General features: G+C 70.8%; 23 protein-coding genes and 1 tRNA gene. 16 read left to right on the forward strand and 8 right to left on the reverse strand.

Going from position 1 to position 25,650, the window contains the following annotated elements; translation table 11 throughout:
- Nucleotides 1–50: 50 nt before the first annotated feature.
- Complete coding sequence (locus O7602_RS25440; RefSeq protein ID WP_281585130.1) at nucleotides 51–512, forward strand: MarR family winged helix-turn-helix transcriptional regulator; 462 nt, start codon at nucleotides 51–53, stop codon at nucleotides 510–512.
- A gap of 76 nt (nucleotides 513–588) precedes the next feature.
- Here O7602_RS25440 and O7602_RS25445 read toward each other — a convergent pair whose 3' ends face one another.
- Entirely contained in the window at nucleotides 589–1,602 is a 1,014-nt protein-coding gene (locus tag O7602_RS25445; protein WP_281585131.1) for a potassium channel family protein, read from the reverse strand.
- Between the two features lie 252 nt (nucleotides 1,603–1,854).
- On the opposite strand from O7602_RS25445, the gene O7602_RS25450 reads away from it, so the two are divergent.
- Both O7602_RS25450 and O7602_RS25455 read left to right on the forward strand, forming a co-directional pair.
- Entirely contained in the window at nucleotides 1,855–2,466 is a 612-nt protein-coding gene (locus tag O7602_RS25450; protein ID WP_281590519.1) for a helix-turn-helix transcriptional regulator, read from the forward strand.
- A 413-nt stretch (nucleotides 2,467–2,879) separates the two neighbouring features.
- Nucleotides 2,880–3,470 carry an ATP-dependent Clp protease proteolytic subunit gene (locus O7602_RS25455; protein WP_281585132.1) on the forward strand — a complete coding sequence of 197 codons (591 nt, stop codon included), beginning with the start codon at nucleotides 2,880–2,882 and terminating at the stop codon, nucleotides 3,468–3,470.
- 48 nt (nucleotides 3,471–3,518) lie between these two features.
- Here the strand turns inward: O7602_RS25455 and O7602_RS25460 are convergent, their stop codons facing one another.
- On the reverse strand, nucleotides 3,519–5,324 hold the full coding sequence (locus O7602_RS25460; protein ID WP_281585133.1) for an adenylyl cyclase: 1,806 nt from the start codon (nucleotides 5,322–5,324) through the stop codon (nucleotides 3,519–3,521).
- A 160-nt stretch (nucleotides 5,325–5,484) separates the two neighbouring features.
- The gene (locus tag O7602_RS25465) at nucleotides 5,485–6,261 is read right to left on the reverse strand and encodes an HAD-IIB family hydrolase (protein ID WP_281585134.1); all 777 of its coding nucleotides are present in this window, start codon (nucleotides 6,259–6,261) and stop codon (nucleotides 5,485–5,487) included.
- Between the two features lie 159 nt (nucleotides 6,262–6,420).
- Here O7602_RS25465 and O7602_RS25470 point away from each other — a divergent pair, with 159 nt between their 5' ends.
- The 10 genes from O7602_RS25470 to O7602_RS25515 all read left to right on the forward strand — a co-directional run bounded on the left by O7602_RS25470 (nucleotide 6,421) and on the right by O7602_RS25515 (nucleotide 17,556).
- The gene (locus O7602_RS25470) at nucleotides 6,421–7,164 is read left to right on the forward strand and encodes a class I SAM-dependent methyltransferase (RefSeq protein ID WP_281585135.1); all 744 of its coding nucleotides are present in this window, start codon (nucleotides 6,421–6,423) and stop codon (nucleotides 7,162–7,164) included.
- A gap of 36 nt (nucleotides 7,165–7,200) precedes the next feature.
- Nucleotides 7,201–7,947: an SDR family oxidoreductase gene (locus O7602_RS25475; protein ID WP_281585136.1), complete on the forward strand. Its 747-nt coding sequence runs from the start codon at nucleotides 7,201–7,203 to the stop codon at nucleotides 7,945–7,947.
- 156 nt (nucleotides 7,948–8,103) lie between these two features.
- Complete coding sequence (locus O7602_RS25480; protein ID WP_281585137.1) at nucleotides 8,104–8,256, forward strand: hypothetical protein; 153 nt, start codon at nucleotides 8,104–8,106, stop codon at nucleotides 8,254–8,256.
- 138 nt (nucleotides 8,257–8,394) lie between these two features.
- Entirely contained in the window at nucleotides 8,395–10,320 is a 1,926-nt protein-coding gene (locus O7602_RS25485; protein WP_281585138.1) for a glycosyltransferase, read from the forward strand.
- 62 nt (nucleotides 10,321–10,382) lie between these two features.
- Nucleotides 10,383–10,514 carry a hypothetical protein gene (locus tag O7602_RS25490; RefSeq protein WP_281585139.1) on the forward strand — a complete coding sequence of 44 codons (132 nt, stop codon included), beginning with the start codon at nucleotides 10,383–10,385 and terminating at the stop codon, nucleotides 10,512–10,514.
- Nucleotides 10,515–10,594: 80 nt separating this feature from the next.
- Complete coding sequence (locus O7602_RS25495) at nucleotides 10,595–11,434, forward strand: DUF692 domain-containing protein (protein WP_281585140.1); 840 nt, start codon at nucleotides 10,595–10,597, stop codon at nucleotides 11,432–11,434.
- Complete coding sequence (locus tag O7602_RS25500; protein WP_281585141.1) at nucleotides 11,431–12,261, forward strand: hypothetical protein; 831 nt, start codon at nucleotides 11,431–11,433, stop codon at nucleotides 12,259–12,261. The genes O7602_RS25495 and O7602_RS25500 overlap by 4 nt, the downstream gene beginning before the upstream one ends.
- Nucleotides 12,262–12,263: 2 nt before the next feature.
- Complete coding sequence (asnB, locus tag O7602_RS25505; protein ID WP_281585142.1) at nucleotides 12,264–14,015, forward strand: asparagine synthase (glutamine-hydrolyzing); 1,752 nt, start codon at nucleotides 12,264–12,266, stop codon at nucleotides 14,013–14,015.
- A gap of 11 nt (nucleotides 14,016–14,026) precedes the next feature.
- Nucleotides 14,027–15,739 (forward strand): ABC transporter ATP-binding protein, encoded by a 1,713-nt coding sequence (locus O7602_RS25510; protein WP_281585143.1) that lies wholly within the window; start codon nucleotides 14,027–14,029, stop codon nucleotides 15,737–15,739.
- On the forward strand, nucleotides 15,736–17,556 hold the full coding sequence (locus tag O7602_RS25515) for an ABC transporter ATP-binding protein (RefSeq protein ID WP_281585144.1): 1,821 nt from the start codon (nucleotides 15,736–15,738) through the stop codon (nucleotides 17,554–17,556). The genes O7602_RS25510 and O7602_RS25515 overlap by 4 nt, the downstream gene beginning before the upstream one ends.
- A gap of 120 nt (nucleotides 17,557–17,676) precedes the next feature.
- Here the strand turns inward: O7602_RS25515 and O7602_RS25520 are convergent.
- From O7602_RS25520 to O7602_RS25540, 5 genes are all read right to left on the reverse strand, one after another.
- Nucleotides 17,677–17,752 (reverse strand) — tRNA-Arg (locus O7602_RS25520).
- 193 nt (nucleotides 17,753–17,945) lie between these two features.
- Complete coding sequence (locus O7602_RS25525; RefSeq protein ID WP_281585145.1) at nucleotides 17,946–18,602, reverse strand: transposase; 657 nt, start codon at nucleotides 18,600–18,602, stop codon at nucleotides 17,946–17,948.
- Nucleotides 18,603–18,630: 28 nt separating this feature from the next.
- A complete protein-coding gene (locus tag O7602_RS25530) occupies nucleotides 18,631–19,116 on the reverse strand; it encodes an IS110 family transposase (RefSeq protein WP_281585146.1) in 486 nt (161 codons plus the stop codon).
- Nucleotides 19,117–19,667: 551 nt separating this feature from the next.
- Entirely contained in the window at nucleotides 19,668–22,097 is a 2,430-nt protein-coding gene (locus O7602_RS25535; RefSeq protein WP_281585147.1) for an ABC transporter permease, read from the reverse strand.
- The gene (locus O7602_RS25540) at nucleotides 22,091–22,852 is read right to left on the reverse strand and encodes an ABC transporter ATP-binding protein (RefSeq protein ID WP_281585148.1); all 762 of its coding nucleotides are present in this window, start codon (nucleotides 22,850–22,852) and stop codon (nucleotides 22,091–22,093) included. Before O7602_RS25540 ends, O7602_RS25535 begins: the two co-directional genes overlap by 7 nt.
- A gap of 168 nt (nucleotides 22,853–23,020) precedes the next feature.
- On the opposite strand from O7602_RS25540, the gene O7602_RS25545 reads away from it, so the two are divergent.
- From O7602_RS25545 to O7602_RS25555, 3 genes are all read left to right on the forward strand, one after another.
- Nucleotides 23,021–24,178 (forward strand): sensor histidine kinase, encoded by a 1,158-nt coding sequence (locus tag O7602_RS25545; RefSeq protein ID WP_281585149.1) that lies wholly within the window; start codon nucleotides 23,021–23,023, stop codon nucleotides 24,176–24,178.
- On the forward strand, nucleotides 24,175–24,843 hold the full coding sequence (locus O7602_RS25550) for a response regulator transcription factor (RefSeq protein WP_281585150.1): 669 nt from the start codon (nucleotides 24,175–24,177) through the stop codon (nucleotides 24,841–24,843). Before O7602_RS25545 ends, O7602_RS25550 begins: the two co-directional genes overlap by 4 nt.
- A gap of 62 nt (nucleotides 24,844–24,905) precedes the next feature.
- Nucleotides 24,906–25,472 carry a hypothetical protein gene (locus tag O7602_RS25555; RefSeq protein WP_281585151.1) on the forward strand — a complete coding sequence of 189 codons (567 nt, stop codon included), beginning with the start codon at nucleotides 24,906–24,908 and terminating at the stop codon, nucleotides 25,470–25,472.
- Nucleotides 25,473–25,650: the final 178 nt, after the last annotated feature.

The following is a 25,650-nucleotide window of genomic DNA, read 5'->3' on the forward strand; positions in this document are numbered from 1 at the left end:
CAACTATTTATAGCAGATGGATGTTCCCTGCTCCGCGTAGACTGGGTCACATGTCAGCCGGGCCCACCCACGAGTCGGAGCGCCGCTCCGGGCCGCTGCTCCAGCACCTGGCCCGGCGAATGCAGCTGCGCTCGGAGTCGGCGCTGACGCCGCTCGGCCTGCGCCCCCGGCACCTGGTCGCACTCACCGTGCTGCGCGACTCCGGCGGCATCAGCCAACAGGGGCTCGCCGCGACGTTGCAGCTCGACGGCACGAACGTGGTCGGGCTGCTCAACGAGCTGGAGGCCGCCGGCCTGGTCGAGCGACGCCGCTCGCCGGAAGACCGCCGCCGGCACGTCGTGAGCCTCACCGGCACCGGCACGACGCGGCTCCGCGAGGCCGAGTGCGGGCTCGCCGGCGCGGAGGACGACGTGCTCAGCGCGCTGACCCCCGACGAGCGGAACCTGCTCTACGACCTGCTGAGGCGGGCCAGCCAGGGCTGCGCCCCACCCCCCTGCGCCGAAACCTGCTGACGGTGTAAGGAGGGGCCCCCGCTTAACGCCTGCGGTAGAGCAGGGGGCCCCGCTTAACAGCTCGTCGTCGACCGGGTCAGGCCGTGGTGGTCGCCTGGGGGCGGTCGTCGCGGACGTGGACCAGCATGTCGCCGGTCTCGATCAGCGCGCCGGCGCGGTCACTCAACGTGATCACCTTGCCCCGGCGGACCAGCGCGATCACCAGCGAATCCAGCTCACGCGGTGAACGTCCCACCTCGCTCCGCTCGGCCGAACGCATCGCCAGCGCCATGCCCTGGCCCGGAGTGAGCAGATCCTCCACCACGTCGATGAGCGGCGGAGCCGAGGTGGAGAGGCCGAGCAGCCGGCCCGCGGTCGCGGACGAGACGATCACGTGGTGCGCACCGCTCTGCTTGAGCAGCGGCGCGTTCTCCGCCTCCCGGACCGCCGCGATGATCCGGACCTGACCGGCGGTGAGCTGCCGGACGGTCAACGCCACGAGCACCGAGGCGTCGTCGCTGTCGGTCGCGATGATGACCGCCTTGGCGGTGCGGACGTGCGCCTCCTCCAGCACGGAGGAGCGGGTCGCCGAGCCCTCGATCGTCACCAGCCCGTTCGAGGTGGCCTGCCGCAACGCCGCCGCGCTCCGCTCGACCACCACGATCCTGGCCTTGTCCGCCCCGTTCTCCAGCAGCGCGGAGACCGCGCTCCGCCCCTTGGTGCCGTAGCCGCAGATGATGACGTGGTCCTTCACGGTTCTCCTCCACCGCGACAGGCGACGGCCGGTCCGGTACTGCTCGGTCAGGACTTCCAGGGTGGTGCCGACCAGGATGATCAGGAAGAGCACCCGGGCGGGGGTGACGAACAGGACGTTCACCAGGCGCGCCGAGGGGCTGGCCGGGGCGATGTCGCCGTACCCGGTGGTGGAGAGCGAGACCACCACGTAGTAGAAGCAGTCGAGCAGGGTGAGCCCGTCGCCGTTGGTGTCGCGGTAGCCGTCGCGGTCGAGCCAGACCACGAAAACCGTGGCGAGGACCAACCCGAGCGCGGCGAGCAGGCGCAGGCTCAGCGCGCTCAGCGGCCCCCGCCGTTGCGCGGGAAAATGGATCACCGTCGGTCCCGCTCCGCCACCGTCGCCTGCACGCCCTCAAGATAGCGGGTACGCCCCGAGCCGGCCCGGCGGGCGGGGAACCGATCCCGCTGCACGAGCGGCGCGGGACCTCGACACTCTGCCGGGAGAATCCCGACTGCCGCCGATCCGCGACCGGCCGGCCGGTGCCGGGGGCGCCGACCGGGCCGGTCCGTGTCGCCGGGACGGGGCATGATGGTGGCGTCGGCGAACGGCGACCGCGAGGAGGCCGGCATGTCGTTGCTGCGACGGGTGATCGGTGGGGTGCTGCGGCGGATCCGCCTGCGTCAGGGCCGCACGCTGCGCGAGGTGGCGCAGGCGGCAGGAGTCTCCCTGCCCTATCTCTCCGAGGTCGAACGTGGCCGCAAGGAAGCCTCCTCCGAGGTGCTGGCCGCGATCTGCCGGGCGCTCGGCATCCACCTCGCGGACCTGCTGGAGGAGGCGCGGGACGAGCTGCGCCGGGAGCGGCCCACGCCGGTCGGCTCCGGCGTCCCGCCGGCCCGGCTCGACCGGGTGCCCGCCGCCCGCGGCGGCCCGCACCTCCGGGTCGGCCCGCCCCGACTGCACGTCACCCGCCGCCCGGCCGGCCCGCACCCGGCCCGCCCGCACATTCCGGTGCCGGCGTACGCCGCCCGCCCGGTCCACCCGACCCCGCTGCTCGGCGGCGCGCTGCGCCAGGTGGCTCCGCCCCCCATGCCGCTCGGCCACGGCACGCCGGAGCTGCTCGGCACCGGCACCCGGATCTGGCTGATCCCGACGCCGGCCGCCCGCCCGCGCCCGCGTACCTCACCGGCACTCGCCCGGCGACGCGTCTGGGCGGCCCGACGACGCCCGGTCACGGCGTAGCCACCGGCTCACGGCCCCGGCGCTCGCGGCCCGGGCGGCCCGACGGCGGCCGGTCACGACACAAGCGCCGCGTCACGGCCCGGACGGCCCGACGGCGGTCGGTCACGAGATAAGCGCCGCCTCGCGGCCCGGGCGGCCCGACGGCGGCCGGTCACGACACAAGCGCCGCGTCACGGCCCGGGCGGCCCGACGGCGGCCCCGGCACGACGTGGCACCGGGTCGTGGTCCTGGCGCTCGCGGTTCGGGCGGGCGAAGGCCGGTCCGGGCGCGGCGTCGACGCGGGCCCGGCTTCTGCCGAGGGCGGATCTGCCCCGGGCAGAAAGCCTGGGCCGCGCGGGGGTGGCCGGCGGACGCTGGAGACCGCCGGATCGCCGGGCGGTCCCCCGCCCGCCGGCGCTACGGAGGTGGCGGTCATGGGTGGCATCTGGATGCGGGACGACGGGCAGCCGGCCTTCGGCGACCGGGTCTTCGAACGGCTGCTGAAGGAACGGATCATCTTCCTCGGCACCGAGGTCACCGACGACTCGGCCAACCAGATCTGCGCGCAGATCCTGCTGCTCGCGGCGGAGGACGCGGAGCGGGACATCTTCCTCTACATCAACTCGCCGGGCGGCTCGGTGAGCGCCGGCATGGCCGTCTACGACACGATGCGGTACGTGAAGAACGACGTGGCGACGCTGGCGCTCGGGATGGCCGGCTCGATGGGGCAGTTCCTGCTCTGCGCCGGGGCGGCGGGCAAACGGTTCGCGCTGCCGCACTCGCGGATCATGATGCACCAGCCGTCCGGCGGGATGGGCGGCACGGCCGCCGACATCACCATCCAGGCCGAGAACATGCTGCACGTGAAGCGCACCATGCAGGAGCTGATCGCCGAGCACAGCGGGCGCACGCTGGAGGAGATCCAGCGCGACTGGGACCGGGACCGCTGGTTCACCGCCGAGGAAGCCCGCGAGTACGGCCTCGTCGACCAGGTGCTCTCCCGCGTGGACCAGCTGGCGGCCTGAGCGGGCACGGCCCGGCCGGCGTGCCGCCGGCCGGGCCGCCCGTCTCGGTCAGGGGTAGCTGATCACCGGGCTGGTGCCGTACGAGCCGACGACCGGGGTGCCGACGTCGTTGATGGTGCGCTCGATCCCGCCGCTGCCGTCCAGGAACACCGTGATCGCGTCGTGGAACCGCACCCCGGCCCGGCGCGGCGCCTCGATCGCCCGGTCGCAGCGGATGTCCTCCCCCTGGTTGAAGTAGGCGTAGACGCCCAGACCCCACGCCTCGTGCGTGCGGACGTGGTTGGCCACCTTGTACGACGCCCAGCCGTTGCCGGTCGGGCTGCGCCATGCCGCCTGGCTCGGCGGGTCGTAGGGCAGCTCGCTCTGGTAGAACACGGTCCGGCCGCGCTCGCCGTTCCAGATGGTCTGCCAACGCTGGTAGTGCTCGACGAAGAGCCCGTACGCGGTCACGTCGTCACCGTTGACCACCACGCCGGTGCCGGCGGTGTTGACGGTCCAGCCGATGGTGCCCGGGTTGCCGTGGTCGCCGCGCCACGCCCAGATGTTGTCGATGAGCGTGTGCCGGCTGTTGATCACCAGGCTGGTCTCCGCCCGCCCGGCGTAGGGGCCGCCGATGCGGAAGAAGACGTCCTGCAACGAGATCGGGTTGCCGGCGTGCGACCGGTGGCAGTGCCGCCCGCCGACCTCGACCAGCACGTCGGACTCGACCGGCCCGGCGTCGACGAGCACGCCGGCGATCCGTACCCCGTCCACGTCCTCGATCCGCAGGGCCGCGTCGCCAGTGGTCGGCGCGAGACTGGGCATGCCGAGGCCGAGCACGACGGTGTTCGGGCGGCGGACCCGCAGCGCCCGGTCCAACCGGTAGACGCCGGGCGTGAGCAGCAGGTGCCGGCCCCGGGCCAGCTCGGCGTTGATCCGCTTCGCCGAGTCGGTGGGCCGGGCGATGAAGAAGTCGGTGAGCGGCAGCGAGGGCGTCGGCGCGCCGCTGGCGGCCCAGGTGGTGCCCGCGGTGTCGCGGCGCAGGCGGGGCACCGCCACCCGCCAGCGGCCCGCGCCGTCGACGAAGAGGTACGGCTTCTCCCGGGTCACCGGGCTGGTCGGCAGCGTCGTGTACGGCGGGTCGGGGAAACCCTGGGCGGGCGCGCCGACCACCCCGGAGAAGACCTGGTTCCACACGCCGTTGGTCCACTCGCCACCGAGTTCGCTGTCCCGGGTGAGCCACTGCTGCTGGGACCCGTTGATGGTGACGTCGTCCACCTTGGAGTCGGCGATGTAGCCGCCGCTGGAGTAGCCGCCGTTGCCGGGTTCCAGCCAGAGGACGCCCTTGATGTGGACCCGGCGCATCGGCGACGCCTGGGAGACGGCCCACTGGTTCGACCAGTCGGTCGGGGTGACGGCGAGGTTCTCCGCCGAGCGCCAGAAGTTGGTGAGTGCGGAGATCCCGGCCGGGGAGTTCGGGTCGGGTTGGCCGATCACCCGGACCGCGCCGTGGATCTCCACGTCGTCCGGGTGGGCGCCGAGACCGGCCACCGTCGTGTAGTAGCCGAGCCGGGCGTCCACCTCGTAGCGGCCGGGCTTGAACAGCACGGCGTACCGGTCGAGGCCCATCTCGTTGCGTTCCTGAGCGGCGAAGATCCGGTCCAGCGTGGACTGGATCTCCGCGACCGGCGTGCTCGGGTCGTAGACGAAGACGTTCGGGCCGAAGTCGGGCTCGTGGGCCGGTCGGGCGGGGCGCGCGGCCGGGGACGCGACGGCGGCGCCGGCCGGGAGGCCGAGTGCGGTGAGCGAGGTGAGGGAGGCCGCGGAGGCGGTGAGCGTGAGAAAGCGGCGGCGGGAGGGGTCAGGTGATCGCATCTGCCTGCCTGTTCGGTGATGGGACGGAGAGCGCTCTCTCGCCGTTCCTACCTCATCCCCGTCGATCTCGCCAGCCTTCCGGGTTCCGGAACCGGGACGCCGCGCACCGCGACCGGGCCGCGCCTGCCCGCCGCAACCGGCGGTCAGGCGCGCCAGTCGGTCAGGCGCGCTCGGCGCGCCGCTTCACCAGGTCGTCGACCAGGGTCTCGACGTAGTCGGCGGTCTCTTCCCAGCGGGTGACCGCCACGCTGCGGATGCCCATCGCCTTGACCGGGTAGTCGTTGCCACCCACGTCGAGCCGGTCCCCCACGAAGAGCACGTTGTCGATCTTCAGGTCGAGGTGTTCCAGCAGCTTCCGCATGCCGTACGCCTTGTCCACGCCCTTACGGGTGACGTCGATCGAGGTCGAGCCGCCGCCACGGACCTCCAGTTCGGGCAGCTTCGCGGCGACCGCGTCGCGTAGCCGCTGCTTCTTGCTGCCGTCCGGGTCCCAGCCGTACTTCTCGGCCGGCGGCGCGGACTGGCCCAGCGCGGAGAACGTGATCTGGCTGCCCCGGTCCTCGACGATGTCGCCCCAGGTCTTCGACTCCCACAGGCCGAGCGCCCGCGCCGACTCGGTGAGCGCGGCGATCACGCGCGCCTTGTCGGCCTCGCTCAGGTCCTCGGCGTAGACCAGCCGCCAGTCGTCGTCGGACCAGCGGTAGTAGCGGGTGCCGCAGGTCGGCATCAGATGCAGCCGGTCACGCTGCTCCCCGGTCAGGTCGAGGTGGGCCAGCACCTGCGACTGGAACTGCTCGAACCGGCCGCCGGAGATGATCAGAACGTCCACTTCGGTGAGCAGGTGGCCGAGCAGGTCCGCCATCCGACGATCGATCTGGGACTTGGAGATCGCCAGCGTGTCGTCGAGGTCGAATGCCACCACTCGAAGATCGTTCACGAATACCTCATGTGTCGTCGCGACGGGTCGGCTTAGCAGGGTACCGACATGACCTGACGCCGTCCTGAGCGCCCTCGTTGACGGAGGGTAACAATTTCGGCATGCCGGGTTGTGGAAAAGCGTTCGACAGCATCCGCGTCGACGGCCACGGTGAGGCGCATGCGCCAGGAGGAGATCTGGGACGACGAAGCCGCCCGGGACTACGACACGCCGGGCAGCGGGATGTTCGCGCCGGAGGTGCTCGGGCCGACCGTCGACCGGCTCGCCGCGCTCGCCGACGGCGGCCCGGCCCTGGAGTTCGCCATCGGCACCGGCCGGATCGCCGTACCCCTCGCCGAACGCGGCGTGCGGGTCAGCGGGATCGAACTCTCCGTACCGATGGTGGAGCGGCTGCGGACGAAGGTCGACGCGGCGACGATCCCGGTGGAGGTCGGCGACATGGCCGGCACTACCGTGCCGGGCGAATTCAGCCTGGTCTACCTGATCTACAACACCATCGCCAACCTGCTCACCCAGGCCGAGCAGGTGGCCTGCTTCCGCAACGCGGCCCGCCACCTCCGGCCGGGCGGACGGTTCGTGATCGAGCTGTGGGTACCGGAGCTGCGCAAACTCCCCCCGGGCCAGCAGGCGACCGTGTGGCACACCGAGGCCGGCTACATCGGCCTGGACACCTACGACGTGCTGCGGCAGCAGGTCGTGTCGCACCACTTCCGCTTCGGCGCCGGCCGGGAGGCGCGTGTCTTCCGCACCCCGCACCGCTACATCTGGCCCTCCGAGCTGGACCTGATGGGCGAGCTGGCCGGCTTCACCCTGGAGAGCCGGCACGCCGACTGGACCGGCGCCGAGTTCACCGCCGAGTCCCGCAACCACGTGTCGGTCTACCGGCTTCCCCCGCTGCCCTGACCTGCCCGGACGCCTCGCGGGTGCCAGTATCGACACGTGGACCTCGAACTCACCGGTAAGACGGCGCTCGTGATCGGCGGCTCCAGCGGCATCGGCGCGGACCTGGCCGAGGTGTTCGCCACCGAAGGCTGCGACGTGGCCGTGACCTACCGCGAGTCGGTGGCCGGCGCCGAGCAGGTCGCCACCCGGGTACGCGAACTCGGCCGCCGAAGCTGGGCCATGCCGCTGGACCTGGCACGGCGTACGGAGGTGACGGACGCGACGCGCCGCACGGTGGACGAGACCGGACCACTCGACCTGGTGGTGCTCTGCGCCGGAAAGAACATCGTCACGCCGTTCGCCGACGTGACCGCCGCCGAGTGGGGCGAGCTGGTCGAGGTGAACCTGACCGGACCGTTCCTCGCCCTCCAGACGCTCGCCCCGGCGATCCGGCCCGGCGGCTCCATCACCACCGTGGCCAGCGTCGCCGCCCACACCGGCGCGCCACACCACCCGCACTACGCCGCCGCGAAGGCCGGACTGGTCAACCTGACCCGGTCGATGGCCCGCGAACTCGCCCCGGCGGTCCGGGTCAACTGCGTGGCACCAGGCATCACGATCACGCCGATGGGCCGCGACACGATCGACGCGCTGGCGCCCGACTACGCCCAACGCAACCTGCTGCTCCAGGCGTACGCGACGAGCCGCCGGGTCGCCCAGGCCGTCGCGTTCGTGGCCAGCCCGGTCAACGAGTTCATGACCGGGACGGTGGTCGATGTGAACAGCGGGCGTTTCCTGCGGTAGGCGAGCCGGACGAGCCCACCCGGTACGAGGTGGAGATCCAGCTCGGTCCCACTGACGAGGTGCACATCATCCGCACCACCGAGTACTGGGACATCGAGCGGTCCCGTTACCCGCAGCCCTGGTCGCCCAGGACACATCACCAGCCGGTTCCTGACGATGACCAGTCTGCTCAACCGGGCCATTCCCCTTTTCGCCATCCAAATGCGCGCCCGCGATGGCATCGCCGACAACTTCGTGCAAATGCGACCGCGGCGCAGTCACGCGGTGTTGGAGATCCGGCTGCCGCGCGGTGGGGCCGGTACCGGATGAGCTTAGGCAGATCGTCAAACAAATGCACCAATCGGAATTCCCGCTCATGGGATTCGCAATAATTGATACATTGACGCGGCGCTCCACCTCCTTTACTCTGCCTCTTGTGACTCCCGGTCGAATCGGAGGAGTAGATCATTGAAGATCTGTTTCGTCGGAAAATATCCTCCGATCGAGGGCGGAGTCAGCGCACAGAACTACTGGGCCGCGGCAGCGCTGGCCTCACGCGGTCACGAAGTCTATGTCGTGACCAATTCAAATGAGGTCGAGGAACGTTTCCGGCAACGTCTCGACGGTGCCGAGGCGGCAGATTACGAACCGCAATTCCCGGCCACCGGCGGCGCGGTCAGAGTGATTCGTCCGGAGCCGATGACGCCACGTCGAATGGCGCACATCCCGTCGAGCAACCCGTTCGTGTCGAAGCTGGCCGGCCTGGCCGCCGCAACCATCCGCGAAAATGGCTGCGAACTCATCGTCGCCTACTACTTCGAGCCGTACGTGGTAGCCGGTCACCTGGCGTCGACGTTCACCGGCACGCCGATGATGGTCGAGCACGCCGGCAGCGACCTCGATCGGCTCATGCGCGTGCCCGAGCTGGCAACGGTCTACAAGGAGATCCTGCGGTCGGCGGCCACCGTGGTGACCAAACCGTCTCTGGTGCACCGCTTCCTCGGCATGGGGGTGGCCCGCGAGGCGCTGCGGTTCGGGCCTCCGTACCCGCTACCGACGTCGGCGTTCTCACCCGAGGCCGTACCCCTGGACCCCGGGGAGATCGCCGCGGCCTCGATCGACGAGTTCGGCTCCCGGTTCGATCCGGCGTTGCCGACGATCGGCATGTACGGCAAGCCCGGCGACCGGAAGGGCACCTTCGACCTGATCGCCGCGCTGGCTGTCCTCGCCGGTCGCGGGCTCCGGTTCAACGCGCTCTTCCTCAGCGGGCGGTCCCAGTTGGACCGGATGCGCGCCGACCTCCGCGCCGCCGGCCTCGCCGACCGGACCACGATTCTCGACTTCGTGCCGCCGTGGCGGGTCGGCCGCTTCATTCGCACCTGCGACGCCGTGTGCTTCCTGGAGCGGGACTTCCCGATCGGCATCCACGGCCCGGTGGTACCGCGGGAGGTGCTCGCCTGCGGCGTCTGCCTGGTGCTCTCCGGGGAGATCCTCGAAAAGCAGTCGTACGCACACCGCCTCACCGACCAGGGCAACGTTCTGGTCGTCACCGACCCCAAGGAACACGAGAAGCTGGCGGCCCAGCTCGAGATCGTCGTTCGGGACCCGGCGGGGGCCGCCCGCATCGGCGCGACCGGTGGTGCGCTCGGTGCCGACTTCGACAGCTTCGAGACCTTCGCCGATGCCTGGGAGTCGCTTGTCGACATCGAGTCGTCGGCTCGGCGGGTTCCCGCACCCCGCACCACGGCCGACCTGCTGGTCGAATTCACGCCGAAACTGGCCGAGTTGTTCGGGCCGGCGTGGCCGGGCGTCGTCGCCGAGTTCGAGGCGGCGTGCGACATCGACGCCGCTTCCGGCGACTTCGCCGCCGCGGAGGCGTTCTGTCAGCATCTGACCCGACGACTCGACCAAGCCGCGCTGGCCGCAGGCGTCAGTCCCGCTTACCTGGCCGACGCGCTGCGCTTCCAACAGGCCCGGCTCTGGGCCAGTCAGGACGGTCCACACGACCGGGACGGGCACGCCGGCATCCGGTTCTCCCCGGCGCTGCTGCGGCAGATGGCACCCCGTCGCGCCGGCACGGTCCGGGTGGAGTCGTTCGACCACAACGTCACCGACCTGTTCTGTCAGCCGACGGGCCCGGTCGGCGTCAGGACCACGCAGCCGGGTGAGCGGAGTGTCGTCTGCTTCGTCCGCCGACCGAACCTCGACCACCGCGAGCTGCGGCTCAACGCCGCCACCTATCGGCTGCTCGACCTCTGCGACGGCCACCGCACCGTCGGTGACCTGGTGGCCGCGTTGGCTCCAGCCGCGGAGGCCGACGTTCTCCGGGCCCTCGTCGACCTCCGCCGAGAGGGCGTCGTGGTGCTGGAGGACGCCGCCCAGGGCACGCCCTGATACCCCGGCGGCGCGGCCCGCGCCGCCGGTCGGCAACTGCCAGCGGGAGGGAGGTGAATCACATGGAGACCTTGGAGAACATCGTGTTCGAGATGGAGGAGCTTTCGCTCAGCAACGTTTCGGACATCGAGGCCCCCGGTTGCGCGAGCTGCTCGAGCTGCGGTGGGTGCACGGGCTGCGGCATGGAGAACTGACCAGCCCTCCCGCCCACGCCGCGCAGGCCCTAGGCCGGCACCGCAGCCCGCACCCTCACAAGCTTCCACAGGAGGATGCAATGAGCAAGGCTCTACCACGGCTCGGCGCCGGCCTGGGGTACCGCACGGCGCTACATCAGGACATCGTCGCCAACGCCGACCGGATCGACTTTCTCGAAGTCATCTCCGACCAATATCTGTACGCACCGCCGGAGAAGCTCCTGCGATTGTTGGAGCTTGGCGACGCGTTCCCCCTCATTCCCCACGGGGTCGGCCTGTCCGTCGGTACGGCGGCTCCCCTCGACGGCGATTACCTCGATCGGCTGGCGCAATTCGTCGAGGCGACGCGTGGCCACTGGTTCAGCGACCATCTGAGCTTCACCAGAACGCCCGATGTCGATGTCGAACAACTCACCCCCGTGTGGTTCACGGAGGAGAGCCTCGAAGCGGTCTGCCGCAACGTGCGGCAATTGAAGGCGCGAATCCCGGAACCGCCGTTCCTCCTGGAGAACGTCACCTACTACTTCCCGATCCCGGACAACGACCTCAGCGAGGCCGAGTTCATCACGCGGGTGCTCGAGGAAACCGACACCGGCCTGTTGGTCGACGTGAACAATGTCTGGATCAACTCAGTAAACCTGGGCTTCGACCCGTACGAATTCCTGAATTCGATTCCACTGGACCGGGTGGTGCAGATGCACATCGCCGGCGGGGTCGAGTTGGCCGGAATGCTCGTCGACACTCACAGCAGCGCCGTCAACGAGCAGGTGTGGGCGCTGGCCGCCCACGTCGTGGAACGGGCGCCGGTCAAGGCGATCCTGCTCGAATGGGATTCCGACTGGCCGGAGTTCGCCGAACTGCTGGACCACCTCGACCGGGCTCGCGACCTGCTGCCCGCCCCGGCGAAAGCCGGGTCATGAGCCTGCTCGACATGCAACGGGCGTTCAGCCGGCTGCTCACCGATCCCCACTTCGAACGGGAGTTCTTCGGCGAGGACGCGGACGCGCCATCAGGGTACGACCTGACCGAGCGGGAGCTGGACAGCTTGCGCCGGATGGACCGGAAGCGGCTCCGGCTGCACGCCGGCAACCTGGCTCACGCCCGGATGGGCCTGGCGCTCAAGTCGGCTCCGCTCTCCGCGCTGGTCCTGCACGGTCAACTCGATCGGCACCTGGTGCGCTTCTGCCGGGAGTACCCGCCGGTTCCGGCCGCGGAGAGCGCTGTCATCCTGGCCACGACACGGCTGTGCGACTTCGCCGAGCGGCTCTTCGCCGACGGGGAGCTGCGGCCCGCGTACGCCTGGGACCTGCTCCGTTACGAGAAGCACCTACTGGTGCAGGGATTCGGCGCCGCATCCTGTCACGACGCCGCCGAGTTCGCCCGTCGGCCGGCGCCGCCGGAGCTGCTCGGCGACTGTGTCCCGATCACCGGCGCGCACGTGCTCGTCGACCACTTCCAGCATGACCTGACCGCCCTGCTGCCCAGGTTGCAGGCCGGCGAGGTGCCCGAGGACGCCCCGCCGCTCGCGGAGCCGATGCGGATGATGTTCGTGAAGCGGCCGTTGAAGGCGCTCGTCCAGACCTGCCGGCTCAACGCCGGGATGGAGTCGGTGTGGCTCCGGTGCGACGGCACCCGCACGGTGGACGACATCGCGTCCCGCTACCCCGACCCGCAACCGGTCGTGACGGCGCTCCGCGCTTTGAACCGCTTCGGGGCGATCGCCTTCACCGCCGAAAGGACGTGTTGAGGATGTGCGGCATCACCGGGATCTTCGGTACGGCCGACCACTCGGCCCTGGCGGCGATGACGGACTCGTTGCGTCACCGCGGCCCCGATGACGAAGGCCGGTACCTCGGCAAGCTCACGGGCATGGGCCACCGGCGTCTGAGCATCATCGGGATCGACAACGGCGCCCAGCCGATCCGCGGCGACCGACGCGACGTGTACGTGGTGGCCAACTGCGAGATCTACAACTACCGGCAGCTCCGTGACGACCTGCGGCGGCGGGGACACCACTTCGGCACGGACTCGGACGCCGAGGTCATCGTGCACCTCTACGAGGAGTACGGCGACCGGTGCGTCGAGCATCTACAGGGGATGTTCGCGTTCGCGGTCGCTGACGGGGACCGCCTGCTGCTGGCCCGGGACCGCTTCGGTATCAAGCCGCTGCACTACGCCGAGGTGGGTGCGGGCCTGCTGTTCGCGTCGGAGGTCAAGGCGCTGCTACAGAGCCGGCTGCTGACCCCGCAGATCGATGAGGAAGCGCTGGCCGACACGGCCGTGTTCGGTCATCCCGCCGGTCCCGGCACCTTGCTGCGGGGCGTGGTGAGCTTGCCACCCGGCCACACGCTCAGCGCGGTTCTAACGGACGACCAAGTTGTCACTTCCGTCACCCGCTACCACACGCTGCCGGAGGCGGAAGCCGACCCGATGCCGTTCGCGGAGGCCGCCGCCGACCTGACGGAACTGCTGCGGGCCACCGTCCGGTCGCACCTGATGGCCGAGGTGGAGATCGGGATCACTCTCTCCGGCGGCCTCGACTCGACGATCCTCGCGCGGCTCATGCGCGAACTGCACGACGGTCCGATCCGCGCCTACACGATCGGGGACCACGCGGACCATCCCGACGTGGTCCAGGCCCGGCGGCTGGCCGCGCGACTCGGCCTGAACCACCATGTGTCGATCCTGACGTTCCAGGATTTCGTCGCGACCATCCCGCCCTACCTCACCGCCGCCGAGCAGCCCGCCGGTCTCGGCGGCATCGCGCTCAACTTCCTGTGCCGGCGGATCGGCGAGGACGTCAAGGTGTGCCTCAACGGGGAAGGCGCGGACGAGGTTTTCGGCGGCTACGGCGAGTACATCAACCGGTCGTTCCGGACCCGGCGGATGGTCGACCGTCTCGCCGCTCTCGAAGCGTCGGGTCGTCCGGTCAGCCGACGGGGGCGGGAATACCTCGATTCGCTCACCGCGGACCAGCCGTTCCCGCACTACCTGCGGAAGCTGTTCGCGGAGAACATGCGGGAGCAGCTCACCCGGGACCACCTCGAACTCCTGGACGCTTCGTCGATGGCGGCGAGCCTGGAGATGCGGGTGCCGTTCCTCGACCACCACGTGGTCGAGTTCGCGTTTCGTCAACCGCTGGCCCACCGGGTCGACTGGGAGTTGGGCATCACCAAGCGACTGCTCAAGCAGGCCGTCCTGAGGACCTGGGGTGACGAGGTCGATCTGGTGGGCAGTGTGCTGCGACGCAAGATCGGCGCGCCGACCTCGGTCCTCGGGCACCGGGAGCGGTTCATCCGCCTCTGCGAACAGGTGCTGCCGGCGGACTATCTCCGCGACGACGAGTACGGCGCGTACTTCGAACAGAAGTCCGACCTGCTGGTCTTCAACCTCTACCAGGAGATCTTCGTCCGATGCCGCGGCGTGCTTCCCGACGGGTTCACCATGCTGGACTTCATGGCGCAGCAGGCTCGCCGGCCGGCCCTGTCCGTGGCCGGCTGAGCTCGCCCGGCATGCCAACCGACGCCGCGCACCAGCGGGACGCCCTGCTCCGCGTCCTGGGCCTGCTGCGCCGGCGGTGGTGGGCGGCGGCGACCGCGGTGGCGCTCGGTGTCGTGGTCATCCTGCTGACCAACGCGCTGCCGCTGGTGATCCGGCGCATCATCGACCACGGCCTGTTGCCCGACGACAGCGACGCCACGACCGCCGGGCTCGCCCTGCTGCTCGGGCTCGCCGCCCTCCGCTGGCTCGCGGACGTGGTACGCCGAGAGGTCAGCGGCCAGGTCGGGCTGCGTCTGGAGGCGGATCTACGGGCCCGGCTCTTCGGGCATCTGCTCTCGCTGGACGCCGGTTGGCACGGCCGCACGGAGGCCGGGCGGGTGCTCTCCCTCGTCGGCTCCGACCTGCGAATCGTTCGCGCCTTCGTCTCCTACTCCGCCCTGTTCATCATCCTCAACACGCTGACCGCCGCCGCCGCCCTGATACAGATCTGGCTCCTGTCCTGGCCGGTCGGGGTGGCCGCCACCGCTGTCCTGCCGCTGTTCGGGCTGGTCACCATCGGCTACGGGCGTCGGACGTTCGCCGCTTCCGCCGGGCTTCAGGAACGGGTGGCCGCCCTCACCACGCACGCCGAGGAGAACGCGGCCGGGATGCGCGTCATCAAGGGCCTCGGCCGCGAGAACGAGGAAGTTGAGGCGTTCACTCGCCGGTCGGCCGAGGTCCGTGACCACAATGTCGCCCTGTCCGCGCTCCAGGCCCGTTACCTGCCGTGGACGATCGGCCTACCCGAGGTCGGCCTGGTGCTCATCGTATGGTTCGGCGGCTACCTGACGATCCGGGGATCGCTGACCGTGGGCACACTCGTGGCGCTGAGCACCTACATGGCTCTGCTGGTGTGGCCGGTCAGCTCCATGGTCGGGCTGTTCGGCTCCGCCCGGCGGGCCGCCGCCAGCGCCGCTCGGGTCTACGCGGTTCTGGACGAGCCCTTGACGGTGGCTGACCGTCCCGGTGCGGTCGACCTGCCCCGAGCGTCCGGTGGCGCCTCCGTCACCTTCGACGACCTCTGCTTCCGGTACCCCGGCGGGACCTGGCCCGGCCTGCGCCGGATCCGACTGCACGTGGCCGCAGGTGAACACGTGACAATCGAGGGCGTCGGTGGTTCCGGCAAGTCGGCGCTGGCCGGGCTGCTGGTGCGACTCTGGCTGCCGGACTCCGGCCGCCTGATGGCCGACGGCATCGACGTCGCCGACCTCACGCTCGGCTCGGTACGCGCCGCGGTAGGTTACGTGCCACAGGACGCCGTCCTGTTCAACGGCACCGTCCGCGACAACCTCCTCGTCGGTCACCCCACCGCGACCGCGGCCCAACTCGACCGGGCGCTGCGCCTGGCCGCCGCCGACGAGTTGGTGCGGACGTTGCCCGAGGGATTGCAGACCGTCGTCGGTGACCACGGACATCTGCTGTCCGGCGGGCAGCGCCAGCGGCTGGCCCTGGCCCGCGCAGTCCTGCCAGAACCCCGGGTCCTCGTCCTCGACGACGCACTGACCCAAATCGACACGGAGACCAGGCAACGCGTTCGCCACCGGCTCGATGAACTGGCCGGCGCGGTCACCATCCTGCACCTGACCCGACCCGGAGTTGGGGGACGACCCCACGGGCGGGTGGTCACCCTGACCGCCGACGGTGTGCTGCGCGAGACCACCGGCGCGGGCGGTGGTCACCGGTGACCGCGCGACGAGGTCGTGTGGTCGCGTTCCTGCGTCCGCTGCTCCGGACGCACCGGGGACCGGTCCTGCTCGGCCTCGGGGCTGCCATCCTCCAGACCGCTGCCGCGCTCACCATCCCGTACCTGATGAAGGTCGCCATCGACGACGGAATCCTGGTCGGGAACGTCACGGTGCTGTCCCTCGCGGCACTGGCCGGCGTCGTGCTGGCCGGCTTGGAGGTGCTCGCGGCCCGTACACAGATCCGCGCGGTGGCCCGTGCGGGGCACGGCATGCTCTCCAGCACTCGGGTCGCGCTCTTCGCGCACCTGCAACGGCTGCCGATGCAGTACCACGAACACAACCGTCCGGGGCGGCAGGTCGCCAGCCTGACCGCGGACATCGAAGCGATGAGTGGGTTGCTGACCCAGGGATTCGTCACCCTCTTCGTCAGTACGCTCACCCTCGCCGGTACGGCGGTCGTGCTCCTTCTGCTCGACCCCGGGCTGGCGGTCGCCTGCCTCGTCGTGATGCCCGTGCTGGCACTGGCGACGAGATGGTTCCGCCGTCGGTCGGCGGTCGCCTGGCGACAGGTACGGGAGACCGCGACCGCAGTCACCGTCGAGTTGCAGCAGGCCCTGAGCGCCATCGCGGTCATCCAGGCGTTCCGCCACGAGCGGACGACACTCGACCGGTTCGCCGCGGCTGACGGCGAGGAGCGGCAGGCCAAAGCCGCCACGGTCCGCACGGCCGGGGTCTACTTCCCCACCCTCGACCTCTGCTCGGCCCTGGCCACCGTCGCCGTCCTCGCCATGGGGGCTCGTTCCGTCTCGGCCGAGGGGCTGGAGATCGGCACCCTCACCGCCTTCCTTCTCTACCTGCGGGGCTTCTTCAGTCCGATCTACGAGTTGTCCTCGGTGTACGACACCCTCCAGTCCGCCGTGGCGGGGGCCGAACGGGTCATCGACATCCTGGCGACACCGGTGACGGTGTCCGAACCGGCGTCGCCGGCGCGACTCCCGGACCCACACGGCGCGGTCACCCTGTCCGACGTGACCTTCGCCTACCCCGACCACGACGGCCTCAGCGGACCGGACGTGCTGCACGACGTCGACCTGGCCGTTGCCGCGGGCAGCACCCTTGTCATCATCGGCCCCAGCGGCGCCGGCAAGTCCACGCTGGTGAAACTGATGCTGCGCTTCTACGACCCCCAGCGCGGGCGAGTCACCCTGGACGGGGTCGACGTGCGTCGACTTGCCCACTCGGACCTACGTCGCGCGATCGCCTACGTGCCGCAGGAGGGATACCTGTTCACCGGCTCCATCTCGGACAACATCAGGATGGGCAACCCGACGGCCACCGACGACGAGATCGAGGCCGCCGCACGCACGCTTGGAGTCTGGTCAGTCCTGTCCACCACATCTGAGGGGCTCGACACACCCGTCGGGGTGCGTGGTACGGCTCTGTCCGCGAGCCAGCGCCAGGTGATCGCGATTTTGCGCGCGTGGATGGCGGACCCGACGGTGTTGATCTGGGACGAGGCGACCAGCAGCCTGGATGTCGAGACCGACCAGAGGGTTCAGGACGCCACCCGCCTGCTCCGGACCGGGCGCACCATGATCGTCGTAACGCACGACCTGCTCCGGAGCCTGGACGCCGACTCGGTAGCACTGGTGCGGAACGGGCGGGTGGTGGCGTACGGGACGCCTGCGGAACTGCTGGCCACGGAGCGCTGGCTGTCCGAGGGCATCCAGCGGCCGACCCTCGCGACCCACGGCCAGCCCGCCGCTTATGCCGAGGAACCGGTGCCGACGGTCGGCATCCGGACGGACCTGAGTTGATCTCCGCTGATGCGCAGTGGGTGACACCACCGTGAGGGCAGCGACCGGCTGGTCAGCGCCTTCGTCGCATAGATAAGAGTCAAGGCCCCGGCCGACTTTTTGCTGGTCGGGGCCTCGAATTGGTGCCCCCGGCAGGATTCGAACCTGCGACACACGGTTTAGGAAACCGATGCTCTATCCCCTGAGCTACGAGGGCGCGAGCGCCTAGTCTAGCGACCTGGGGTTCACCTGGGGTGGCAGGGAGTGGCCCACGTTCACCCACGTTCCCCGGACCGCCGTTCGCCCAGCCCAGGACCACACCCCGAGTCTCCATGTGACTCTGGTTGATCTTGGCGGGCAGGGTGGAGTGGCCGGCGCGATGGGTTCGTGTCGGCGTGGAGCGGGCTGGTTCAGGCTGCGGCGCGGATCGCTGGCGCCGGTCGGGTGAAGGTTTTGCGGTCGCGGATGAGTGCCCAGAGGACATCGACGCGTCGTCGGGCGAGGGCGAGTATGGCTTGGCGGTGGTTTTTGCCTTCGGCGCGTTTCTTCTCGTAGTAGGCGCGCGAAGTGGGGCATTCTCTGGCGGCGGTGAAGGCGGCCATCCACAGAATGTGGCGCAGTCTTCGGTGGTATCGGCGGGGCTGGCGATGGTTCCCGGAGACCGTTCCGGAGTCGCGAGAAACTGGGGCCAGGCCGGCGTGGGCGGCGAGTTTGGCGGGGCTGTCGTACTCGGTCATGCCGGCGGTGTGGACAAGCAGTTCGGCGGTGAGCAGGGGACCCATGCCGGGCAGGCTCCCGATGATCGGCGTCAAGGGGTGCTGGTCGAGTTGCTCGGCGATGAGGTCGTCGACGGCGGCGATGCGTTGTTCGATGGCGAGGATCTCGGTGGCCATCTGCCCGACGACCACGGCTGCGGCACGTTGGCCGGGCAGGGTGACGGTCTGCTGCCGGGCGGCGGCGACCATCGCCTCGGCCACCTGGACGGCGTTCTTGACGTGCCGCGGCGGAGCAGAGCGGTGATCCGGTCGACGCCGGCGTGCCGGATCGCGGCCGGTGTCTGCCAGCACGCGAGGACCATCATCGGGGCCTTGCGGTTCAGGTCCACGGCCCCCGTTCGAGGGCGGGGCTGATCCCGGTGAGGAGTTCCTGCAACCGGAACAGGGTGGCGACGCGCTGCCCGACGAGGTCCCCGCGGTAACCCGTCAAAACGGTTAGCTCGGCCAGGAGCCGGTCAGACGGTTCCAGGACGGGGATGTCGGGGCGCATACGGATCGTCTGTGCGATGACGACCGCGTCGCGGGCGTCGGTCTTGTTCTCTCCGGCGAACGCGGCGGCCATGTGGAACGCGACGGTGCCGGAGACATAGCGGACCTGCACCTGGCGGCGCCAGAGCAGGGTCAGCAGGAGAGCGGACAGGCCGGTGGTGACGTCGACTGCCCAGCAGACCGCACGGCCGTGTGTCGACACCTCGGCCATGACGGTGAGCAGTGAGGTCTCGTCGTTGGCTACTCGGCGGGAGTAGACGAGCCGGCCTTCGCCGTCGACGGCGGCGACGTGGTGGTGGGTCTTGCCGATGTCCACGCCGATTCACAGCTTCGCCACCGTCGTACTCTCCTTCGTCGGTCGGTTTGCTCGAATGTGCCTCGTCTGGGTTCGGGTTAGCCGGCATCTTCTGTCAATGCGAACGCAGGTCGCGGATCTCCATCAGCGGTCTACCGAATCTCGCAGACGACGAAGCAGCGGGTGGCATCTCCTACCGTGAGCCAAGCGATCTCGACGAAACACACGCAGCCATACCCATCGCTCCCGGGCATCAGGGTCTACGGCCACCAGGGTCGCGCCCGTTCAACCCGGCCTGCCCGCGAGGCGAGAAGTGGGTGGCACCTCGAGGCTCAGCCACAATCACGGCGGAACACACACAGCCATCCCCACTCCCCGCCCTGTGGGCGCGACGGCGCCAGTCTGCCGCACCTGCCGCCGGCATCTCGGACTTGGTGTGCGGCCCGCGGGCATCAGACCCCCGTCGAGCGGGGGAAGGAGCACAGTGACTGAGAGAGCGAATTTCGGTGCATGGATCGCGTCGGTGTGCGGTGGCGGCGCGACCGCCCAGCTGGGAGAGCGGTGGCACGGGTTCACCCCATGATGCCGACGGGGGACCGCGCGGGGCGGTGACGCAGTGACCGCCAGGTCGGCAACGCGCTCGCCAGCACCGCCAGCAGCAGGCAGAGCCCCACCACCGAGCCGACCACCGACCACGGCACCACCAAGTCGACCGGTACGCCGGCCTGCTCGGCGAGGCCGGCACGGACGCTCAGCAGACCGACGAACGCGACAGCCCCGCCGAGCAGAGCGCCGATCAGCACCACCAGGGCGGCCTCGGCCGTGACCAGCCAGATGACCTGCCGCCGGGTCGCCCCGGCCAGCCGGATCAGCCGCAGATCAACCACCCGGCCGGCGGCGGCCATCAACAGCGTGTTCGCCACCGCGACAGCCCCATAACCGGCCGACACACCGATTAGCAGCAGCGTGAACAGCCAAACGAGGCGGTCCTCGGCGCGGTCCGCCTCGGCCGCCCACCCGGCCACGTCGACGATCCGCGCTCCGGCCGGAGGGTCGACCCGGTTCTGGACGTACACCGCGGAGGTGAGCGCCGAGGGGTCGTGCGACCGGACCATCGACCGGGGCAGGAGCAGGTCGCCGGGGATCGAGTCGTCGGTGACGACCGCGACGACGCGCAGCGACACCACCTCCCCATCGGCGAAGACCAACGCGTACGGCTCGGACGGCTGCCGGTTCGCCGAGGCGGGAAGGACCACCGTGTCACCACCGCTCAGGTCGTCCAGTGAGCCGGCAACCACGGTGAGCGCCCGGTTGGCAGCGGCGAAGCCCGCAGGGTCCACGCCGTGCGCGGTCAACGGCTGGTTCGCCGGCGACGAGTCCGGGTCGCTCTCGAAGACCGTCGTCGGCAGCAGGGCGGTCCCCCCAACCGCCGCGACGACCTGGTCCGACAGGCCCGGTGCGCGGTCGGGCACGACGACCCAGCCGGCGTTCACGTTGTCGGCCCGGCTCGCCGCGTAGGCGGCCGTGGTGGTGCGCACCATCCCGGAGATCAGCACCGCGAACGCGACCGTGAGCAGCACCGGGGCGGCGATCGACGCCGTCCGCCGGGTCGCGGTCGACGCCCCGGCCCGGACCAGCATCCCGATTGCACCACCCGGTCGACGCACCGGCGACCGCAGCAGCCGCACCACGGGGCCGACGGCTGCCGGGGCCAACACGGTGGCGCCGGCCACCAGGGCCATCACGGCGTAGAGGGCGAACGTGGCAGCGTCGCGGGCCTGGTCGGCGGTCGCCGTGCCAAGGCTGAGGGCGAGCCCCGCCGCGACGAGGAGCACCCCGGTGGCGACTCGCAGCCGTCCGATCGGCCGCTGTTCCACCGCCGCCTCGCGCAACGCCTCCAGCGGGCGTACGCGTGCCGCTCGGCGCGACGCCGACCAGACGGCCAGCAGCGCGATCATCGGACCGGCGACGATTGACACCGCGACCGGCCAGGGTTCGTACCGGACCCGGAAGGTCGCCGGCTCGAAGCCGACGTCGACGAGCAGCCCGCCCAACACCGGGGCGAGCGCTACGCCGGCCAGGAGGCCGGTGAGTCCGGCCGTGGCGCCGACGACCAGCGCCTCGGCGTGGACCATGCGGTGGACTTGACGGGGGGTGGCCCCGACGGCGCGTAGCAGGCCCAGCTCACGGCGACGCTGCGCGACGGTGATCGCGAAGGTGGAGGCGACCACGAAGACCGTGACGAAACCCGCGAGAGCCGCCGTGGCGGTGAGCACCTGCATGCCGATCCAGCGGGTGCGGGCATCCCCCCGAGGCTCCAGAGCGGCGCGGCCGTCCCCGGTCAACGCCCGCCCGTCGCGGCCGAGGACACCGCGAGCCGCCTTGGCGATCGCCTCGGGGTCGGCGCCCGGAGCGACCAGCAGGCCAATGGCCCGGACGCCGGGCGCGAGCACGGCCGCGACCTCGTCCGCGACGTAGACACCGGGCGCATCGACCAGACCGGTGACGGTGTGCGGCTCCGGTCCCGCTGCCGTGAGCAGGGTGACCGGCCCGCCGGGAGGCAGCCCGAGCGCGCTGTCGACGACCACCTCGCCGGCCCGCCGGGGCGGCTCGCCGGCCGTGAGACGAAGTCCACCCAGCCGGGTGCTGGACCAGCCGTGCCCCTGGTGAGAGTCCTCCCGCTGCGCATCGGTGGCCGGGGGCCGGCCGTTGACGAGCGCCTGGGCGTAGAAGGTCCGGTCCGGCACTGCCGCCGTAACGCCCGGCACCTCGGCCAGCCCGCTGGTGAGTTCCGCCGTCCTGGCGGCCGACCACGGCCGGGTGGGCGCGAACGAGTCGGTCGGCGCACCGGCCTCAGGGCTCTGCACCACGACCGCTGCGTACGCCAGCCGATCGGGCACCTGTGGGCGGCCGGAGGCGAGCAGCAGGGTGGTCGCCGTGACCAGGGTGACGCCGACGGCGACGGCGATGAACGCACCGGCCGACCGCCGGATGCTCAGCACGACGGCTCCACGGGACGCGCCGGGACCGTGTCCCGCTCGGCGATCCGCGCGGCGACGACCGCTGCGGTGATCCCGCCGGTGAACTCGTCGACGACGCGGCCGTCGGCGAGCAGGAGGACCCGATCGGCGTACGCGGCGGCGGTGGGATCGTGGGTCACCATCACGACGGTCTGCCGGTGGTCGTCGACGAGCACGCGCAGCAGCCGGAGGATCTGCTGGGACGCCGAGCTGTCCAGTGCCCCGGTCGGTTCGTCGGCGAAGACGACCGCGGGACGGGTGATCAACGCTCGGGCCACGGCGACGCGTTGCTGTTCGCCGCCGGACAGTTCGCTCGGCCGGTGCCCGGCCCGGTCGGTCAGTCCCACGGCGTCGAGCGCGGCGAGGACGTTCCGGGCCGGGGGACGGCGCCTCGCCAGGCGCAGCGGCAACTCGACGTTCTCGGCAGCGGTCAGCGTGGACACGAGGTTTAACGCCTGGAACACGAAACCGATCCGATCGCGGCGCAACCGGGTCAGCTCGTCCTCGTCCAGGTCGTCGAGACGCCTGCCGTCGATCGTGACGGTCCCTGCGGTCGGCTTGTCCAACCCGGCCGCACAGTGCAGCAGGGTGGACTTGCCCGAGCCCGACGGGCCCATCACGGCCGTGAAGGTGCCGCTGGCGAAGCTGGTCGTCACGCCGTCGAGCGCCGTCACTCGGCGTGCTCCGGTGCCGTACACCGCGCGGAGCCCTGTCAGGGTCACTGTCTGTGTGGTCATGACCGTCAGGGTGCCGGCTCCGGCAGGTGCCGCGCGTCGTGCCGGCGCGGGCACATTCTGGCCCTCCCCCGGGCGGAGCCCGGGTCCGGGACGAGCCTGACGTCGTACCCGAGGATGACCACCCGCAGGTGGACGCGGCCGAACCGGCCCACCGATACGCTTCGACAGGTGACCGCCCTCCTGCTGACCCGGCGGCTGCGGCCGGCGGAACTGGCCATCGTGGACGCCGTGCTCGCCGTGGCGGTCGGCGGGCTCCTCGGCCCGTACGCGGCGCTGGAATCGCCGCTGCACGGTGGTGTGCGCGAACCGCTCTTGGTGTCGGTGATCGTCGGGTTCGCCCTCGGGCTGCCGTTGGCCGTCCGGAGGCGGTGGCCGATCACCGTCGCCATCGTGATCAGCTCCGTGGCCACCGTCGCCCTGATCACCGGCGTGATTCCCAACTATGCCGCCGCCGCGCCCGGGCTCGCCATCGGCCTGTCCTTCTACACGGTGGCCGTGTCGACGCAAATGCGTCGGTCACTGCTGTGTGCCGCCGGTTGTCTCGCTCTGGTGAGCGTCGCCCTGGTGCTGACTGAGAGCGACCTCTGGTCGCGAACCGGCGGAGTCGTCTACGCCACCGTCATGATCGCGCCCGCCTGGTTGATCGGTTGGCTGGTCCGCGAGCGGCGTGCCATCGCCGCCCGTGAGGGCGAGCACCTGGTCCGCCGGACCGCTGCCGAGGAGCGATTACGGGTGGCCCGGGAGCTGCACGATGTCGTCGCGCACACGCTGAGCCTCATCGTGGTGAAGGCGGCCGTCGCCAATCACGTCGCCGGGACCGATCCCGGCGAGGCGGGGGCCGCCCTGCGGGTGATCGAGGAGACCGGCCGCAACGCACTGACCGACGTGCGTCGGGTACTCGGCGCGCTGCGCGAGGAAACCCCGTACGCCCCGACTCCCGGGCTGGACGAACTGCCCGCGCTGGCCCAGCAGGCGGCGATCGCCGGTGTCGACGTACGGCTTGACGTACGGCAGGAGGAACCGGCCGCAGCGGTGCCGGAGTCGGTGGGTCTGGGGGTCTACCGGATCGTGCAGGAGGCGGTGACCAACGTGGTGAAGCACGCGGCACCGGCCACCTGCAGAGCAACGGTGACCGTCACGCCTCGCGAGGTCAGGATCGAGGTGACCGATGACGGCCGCCGTCCGGTCCTGATCGGCGGGGAGGGGCACGGGCTGATCGGCATGCGGGAACGGGCGACGTTGCACGGGGGCGAGTTCCGCGCCGGGCCGCGCTCCGGCGGCGGCTACGCGGTGACCGCCACCCTGCCCTACCGGGTGGCCGCGTGATCCGGGTGCTGATCGCCGACGACCAGGCGCTGCTGCGCGGCAGCTTCCGACTGTTGGTCGATTCGACCCCGGATTTCAATACAGTCGGTGAGGCGGGCACCGGCGTGGAGGCCGTGGCGCTGGCCGCCGAGCACCGCCCGGACGTGGTGTTGATGGACGTGCGGATGCCGGAGATGGACGGCATCGAGGCGACCCGACGCATCTGCGCCGAGCCGGCGACAGCCGGCACCCGCGTCGTCATCCTGACCACATTCGACTTGGACGAGTACGTCTACGGGGCACTGCGCGCCGGAGCCAGCGGCTTCCTACTCAAGGACACCCCGCCGGCGGACCTGCTGACCGGCATCCGGGTGGTGGCCGCCGGCGAAGGGCTGCTCGCGCCGACGGTGACCCGCCGGCTGATCGACGAGTTCGCGCGTCGGCCGGAGCCGGCCCGGCCGCTGCCACGGCGGCTGGCGGAGGTGACCGAGCGAGAACGGGAGGTGCTCACACTGATCGCCCGCGGCCTGTCCAACGCGGAGTTGGCCGAGCATCTCCATCTCAGCCTGGCCACCGTCAAGACACACGTCGGACGACTGTTGACCAAGCTGGCGGTACGCGATCGGGCACAACTGGTCATCATCGCCTACGAAACGGGCTTGGTCGGGCCGGGCGGTCCGCGCTGAGGGCATCGCCCTCCGTGGGAAGACACCAAGCGTGCTTGGCCTAGCGTAGTAGGCATACCGGCATGGGCCGGTTCTCCGAGGATGAGCTGCAGGCGGTTGTCTCCCGGTACGAGGCGACGCGTGCGGCCGCGTTGACCGAGCGGGACGAGCAACTGCGGGCCTTCCATGCGGCCGGCTGGCGGCCGGTGGATCTGCAACGCGTCACCGGCTACAGCCGGGAGACGATCCGTCAGGCACTACGACCGGAAGTCCGACGGGCGACCAACCTCAACCGGCGCAGGACGTCACCCCAGCCGCCGGTGGACTACCGGCCCTACGGTGACCGGAAGCCCTACGTCGTGGCCGAAACCCTCACCGAACTGCACGGCCCGACCGAGGGAACGGTGACGCTTCCGCGTCACCTCGACTGGTCCGGGCGCGCCGAGTACGACCTGAACCGGCCCGCGCGCCTGGCCAGCATGTACAAGGTGGTGCTCACCGAAGCCAGCACGGTCGAGGACCTGAACACCTGGCTCGATGCCGACCTGCTCCGGCGGCTCTGGCCCACCCTCTGGCTGCCGCCCCAGCTCCGCCAACGCTGGGAGGAAGCCTTCCCCGAACTCGCCGCCACCCGCAGCGACGCGGCATAGCGGTGGACCCCTTCCACGAACGCCTCGCCCGTACCGGACTCGCGGCCGCCGACCGATACGGCTTCGCGCTGGCCGGCGGCTACGCGGTCCAGGCCGCCGGGTTCGTCGAGCGGCCCAGCGAGAGCGGCGGCCGGCCGGCGCGAAGGGACGGGCCTGTCCGGCGTCGACGAGTGCGGTG

Origin of the sequence: Micromonospora sp. WMMD1128 (genome assembly GCF_027497235.1) — a bacterium.
Lineage (GTDB): Bacteria > Actinomycetota > Actinomycetes > Mycobacteriales > Micromonosporaceae > Micromonospora.

Excerpts from the sequence above, each read along its gene's own strand:
- O7602_RS25510 (WP_281585143.1), top strand. The coding sequence starts at position 14,027 with ATGCCAACCGACGCCGCGCACCAGCGGGACGCCCTGCTCCGCGTCCTG.
- O7602_RS25440 (WP_281585130.1), top strand. The coding sequence starts at position 51 with ATGTCAGCCGGGCCCACCCACGAGTCGGAGCGCCGCTCCGGGCCGCTG.
- O7602_RS25500 (WP_281585141.1), top strand. The coding sequence starts at position 11,431 with ATGAGCCTGCTCGACATGCAACGGGCGTTCAGCCGGCTGCTCACCGAT.
- O7602_RS25470 (WP_281585135.1), top strand. The coding sequence starts at position 6,421 with ATGCGCCAGGAGGAGATCTGGGACGACGAAGCCGCCCGGGACTACGAC.
- asnB (WP_281585142.1), top strand. The coding sequence starts at position 12,264 with ATGTGCGGCATCACCGGGATCTTCGGTACGGCCGACCACTCGGCCCTG.
- O7602_RS25490 (WP_281585139.1), top strand. The coding sequence starts at position 10,383 with ATGGAGACCTTGGAGAACATCGTGTTCGAGATGGAGGAGCTTTCGCTC.
- O7602_RS25555 (WP_281585151.1), top strand. The coding sequence starts at position 24,906 with ATGGGCCGGTTCTCCGAGGATGAGCTGCAGGCGGTTGTCTCCCGGTAC.
- O7602_RS25540 (WP_281585148.1), bottom strand. The coding sequence starts at position 22,852 with ATGACCACACAGACAGTGACCCTGACAGGGCTCCGCGCGGTGTACGGC.
- O7602_RS25495 (WP_281585140.1), top strand. The coding sequence starts at position 10,595 with ATGAGCAAGGCTCTACCACGGCTCGGCGCCGGCCTGGGGTACCGCACG.
- O7602_RS25455 (WP_281585132.1), top strand. The coding sequence starts at position 2,880 with ATGGGTGGCATCTGGATGCGGGACGACGGGCAGCCGGCCTTCGGCGAC.
- O7602_RS25460 (WP_281585133.1), bottom strand. The coding sequence starts at position 5,324 with ATGCGATCACCTGACCCCTCCCGCCGCCGCTTTCTCACGCTCACCGCC.
- O7602_RS25480 (WP_281585137.1), top strand. The coding sequence starts at position 8,104 with ATGACCAGTCTGCTCAACCGGGCCATTCCCCTTTTCGCCATCCAAATG.
- O7602_RS25450 (WP_281590519.1), top strand. The coding sequence starts at position 1,855 with ATGTCGTTGCTGCGACGGGTGATCGGTGGGGTGCTGCGGCGGATCCGC.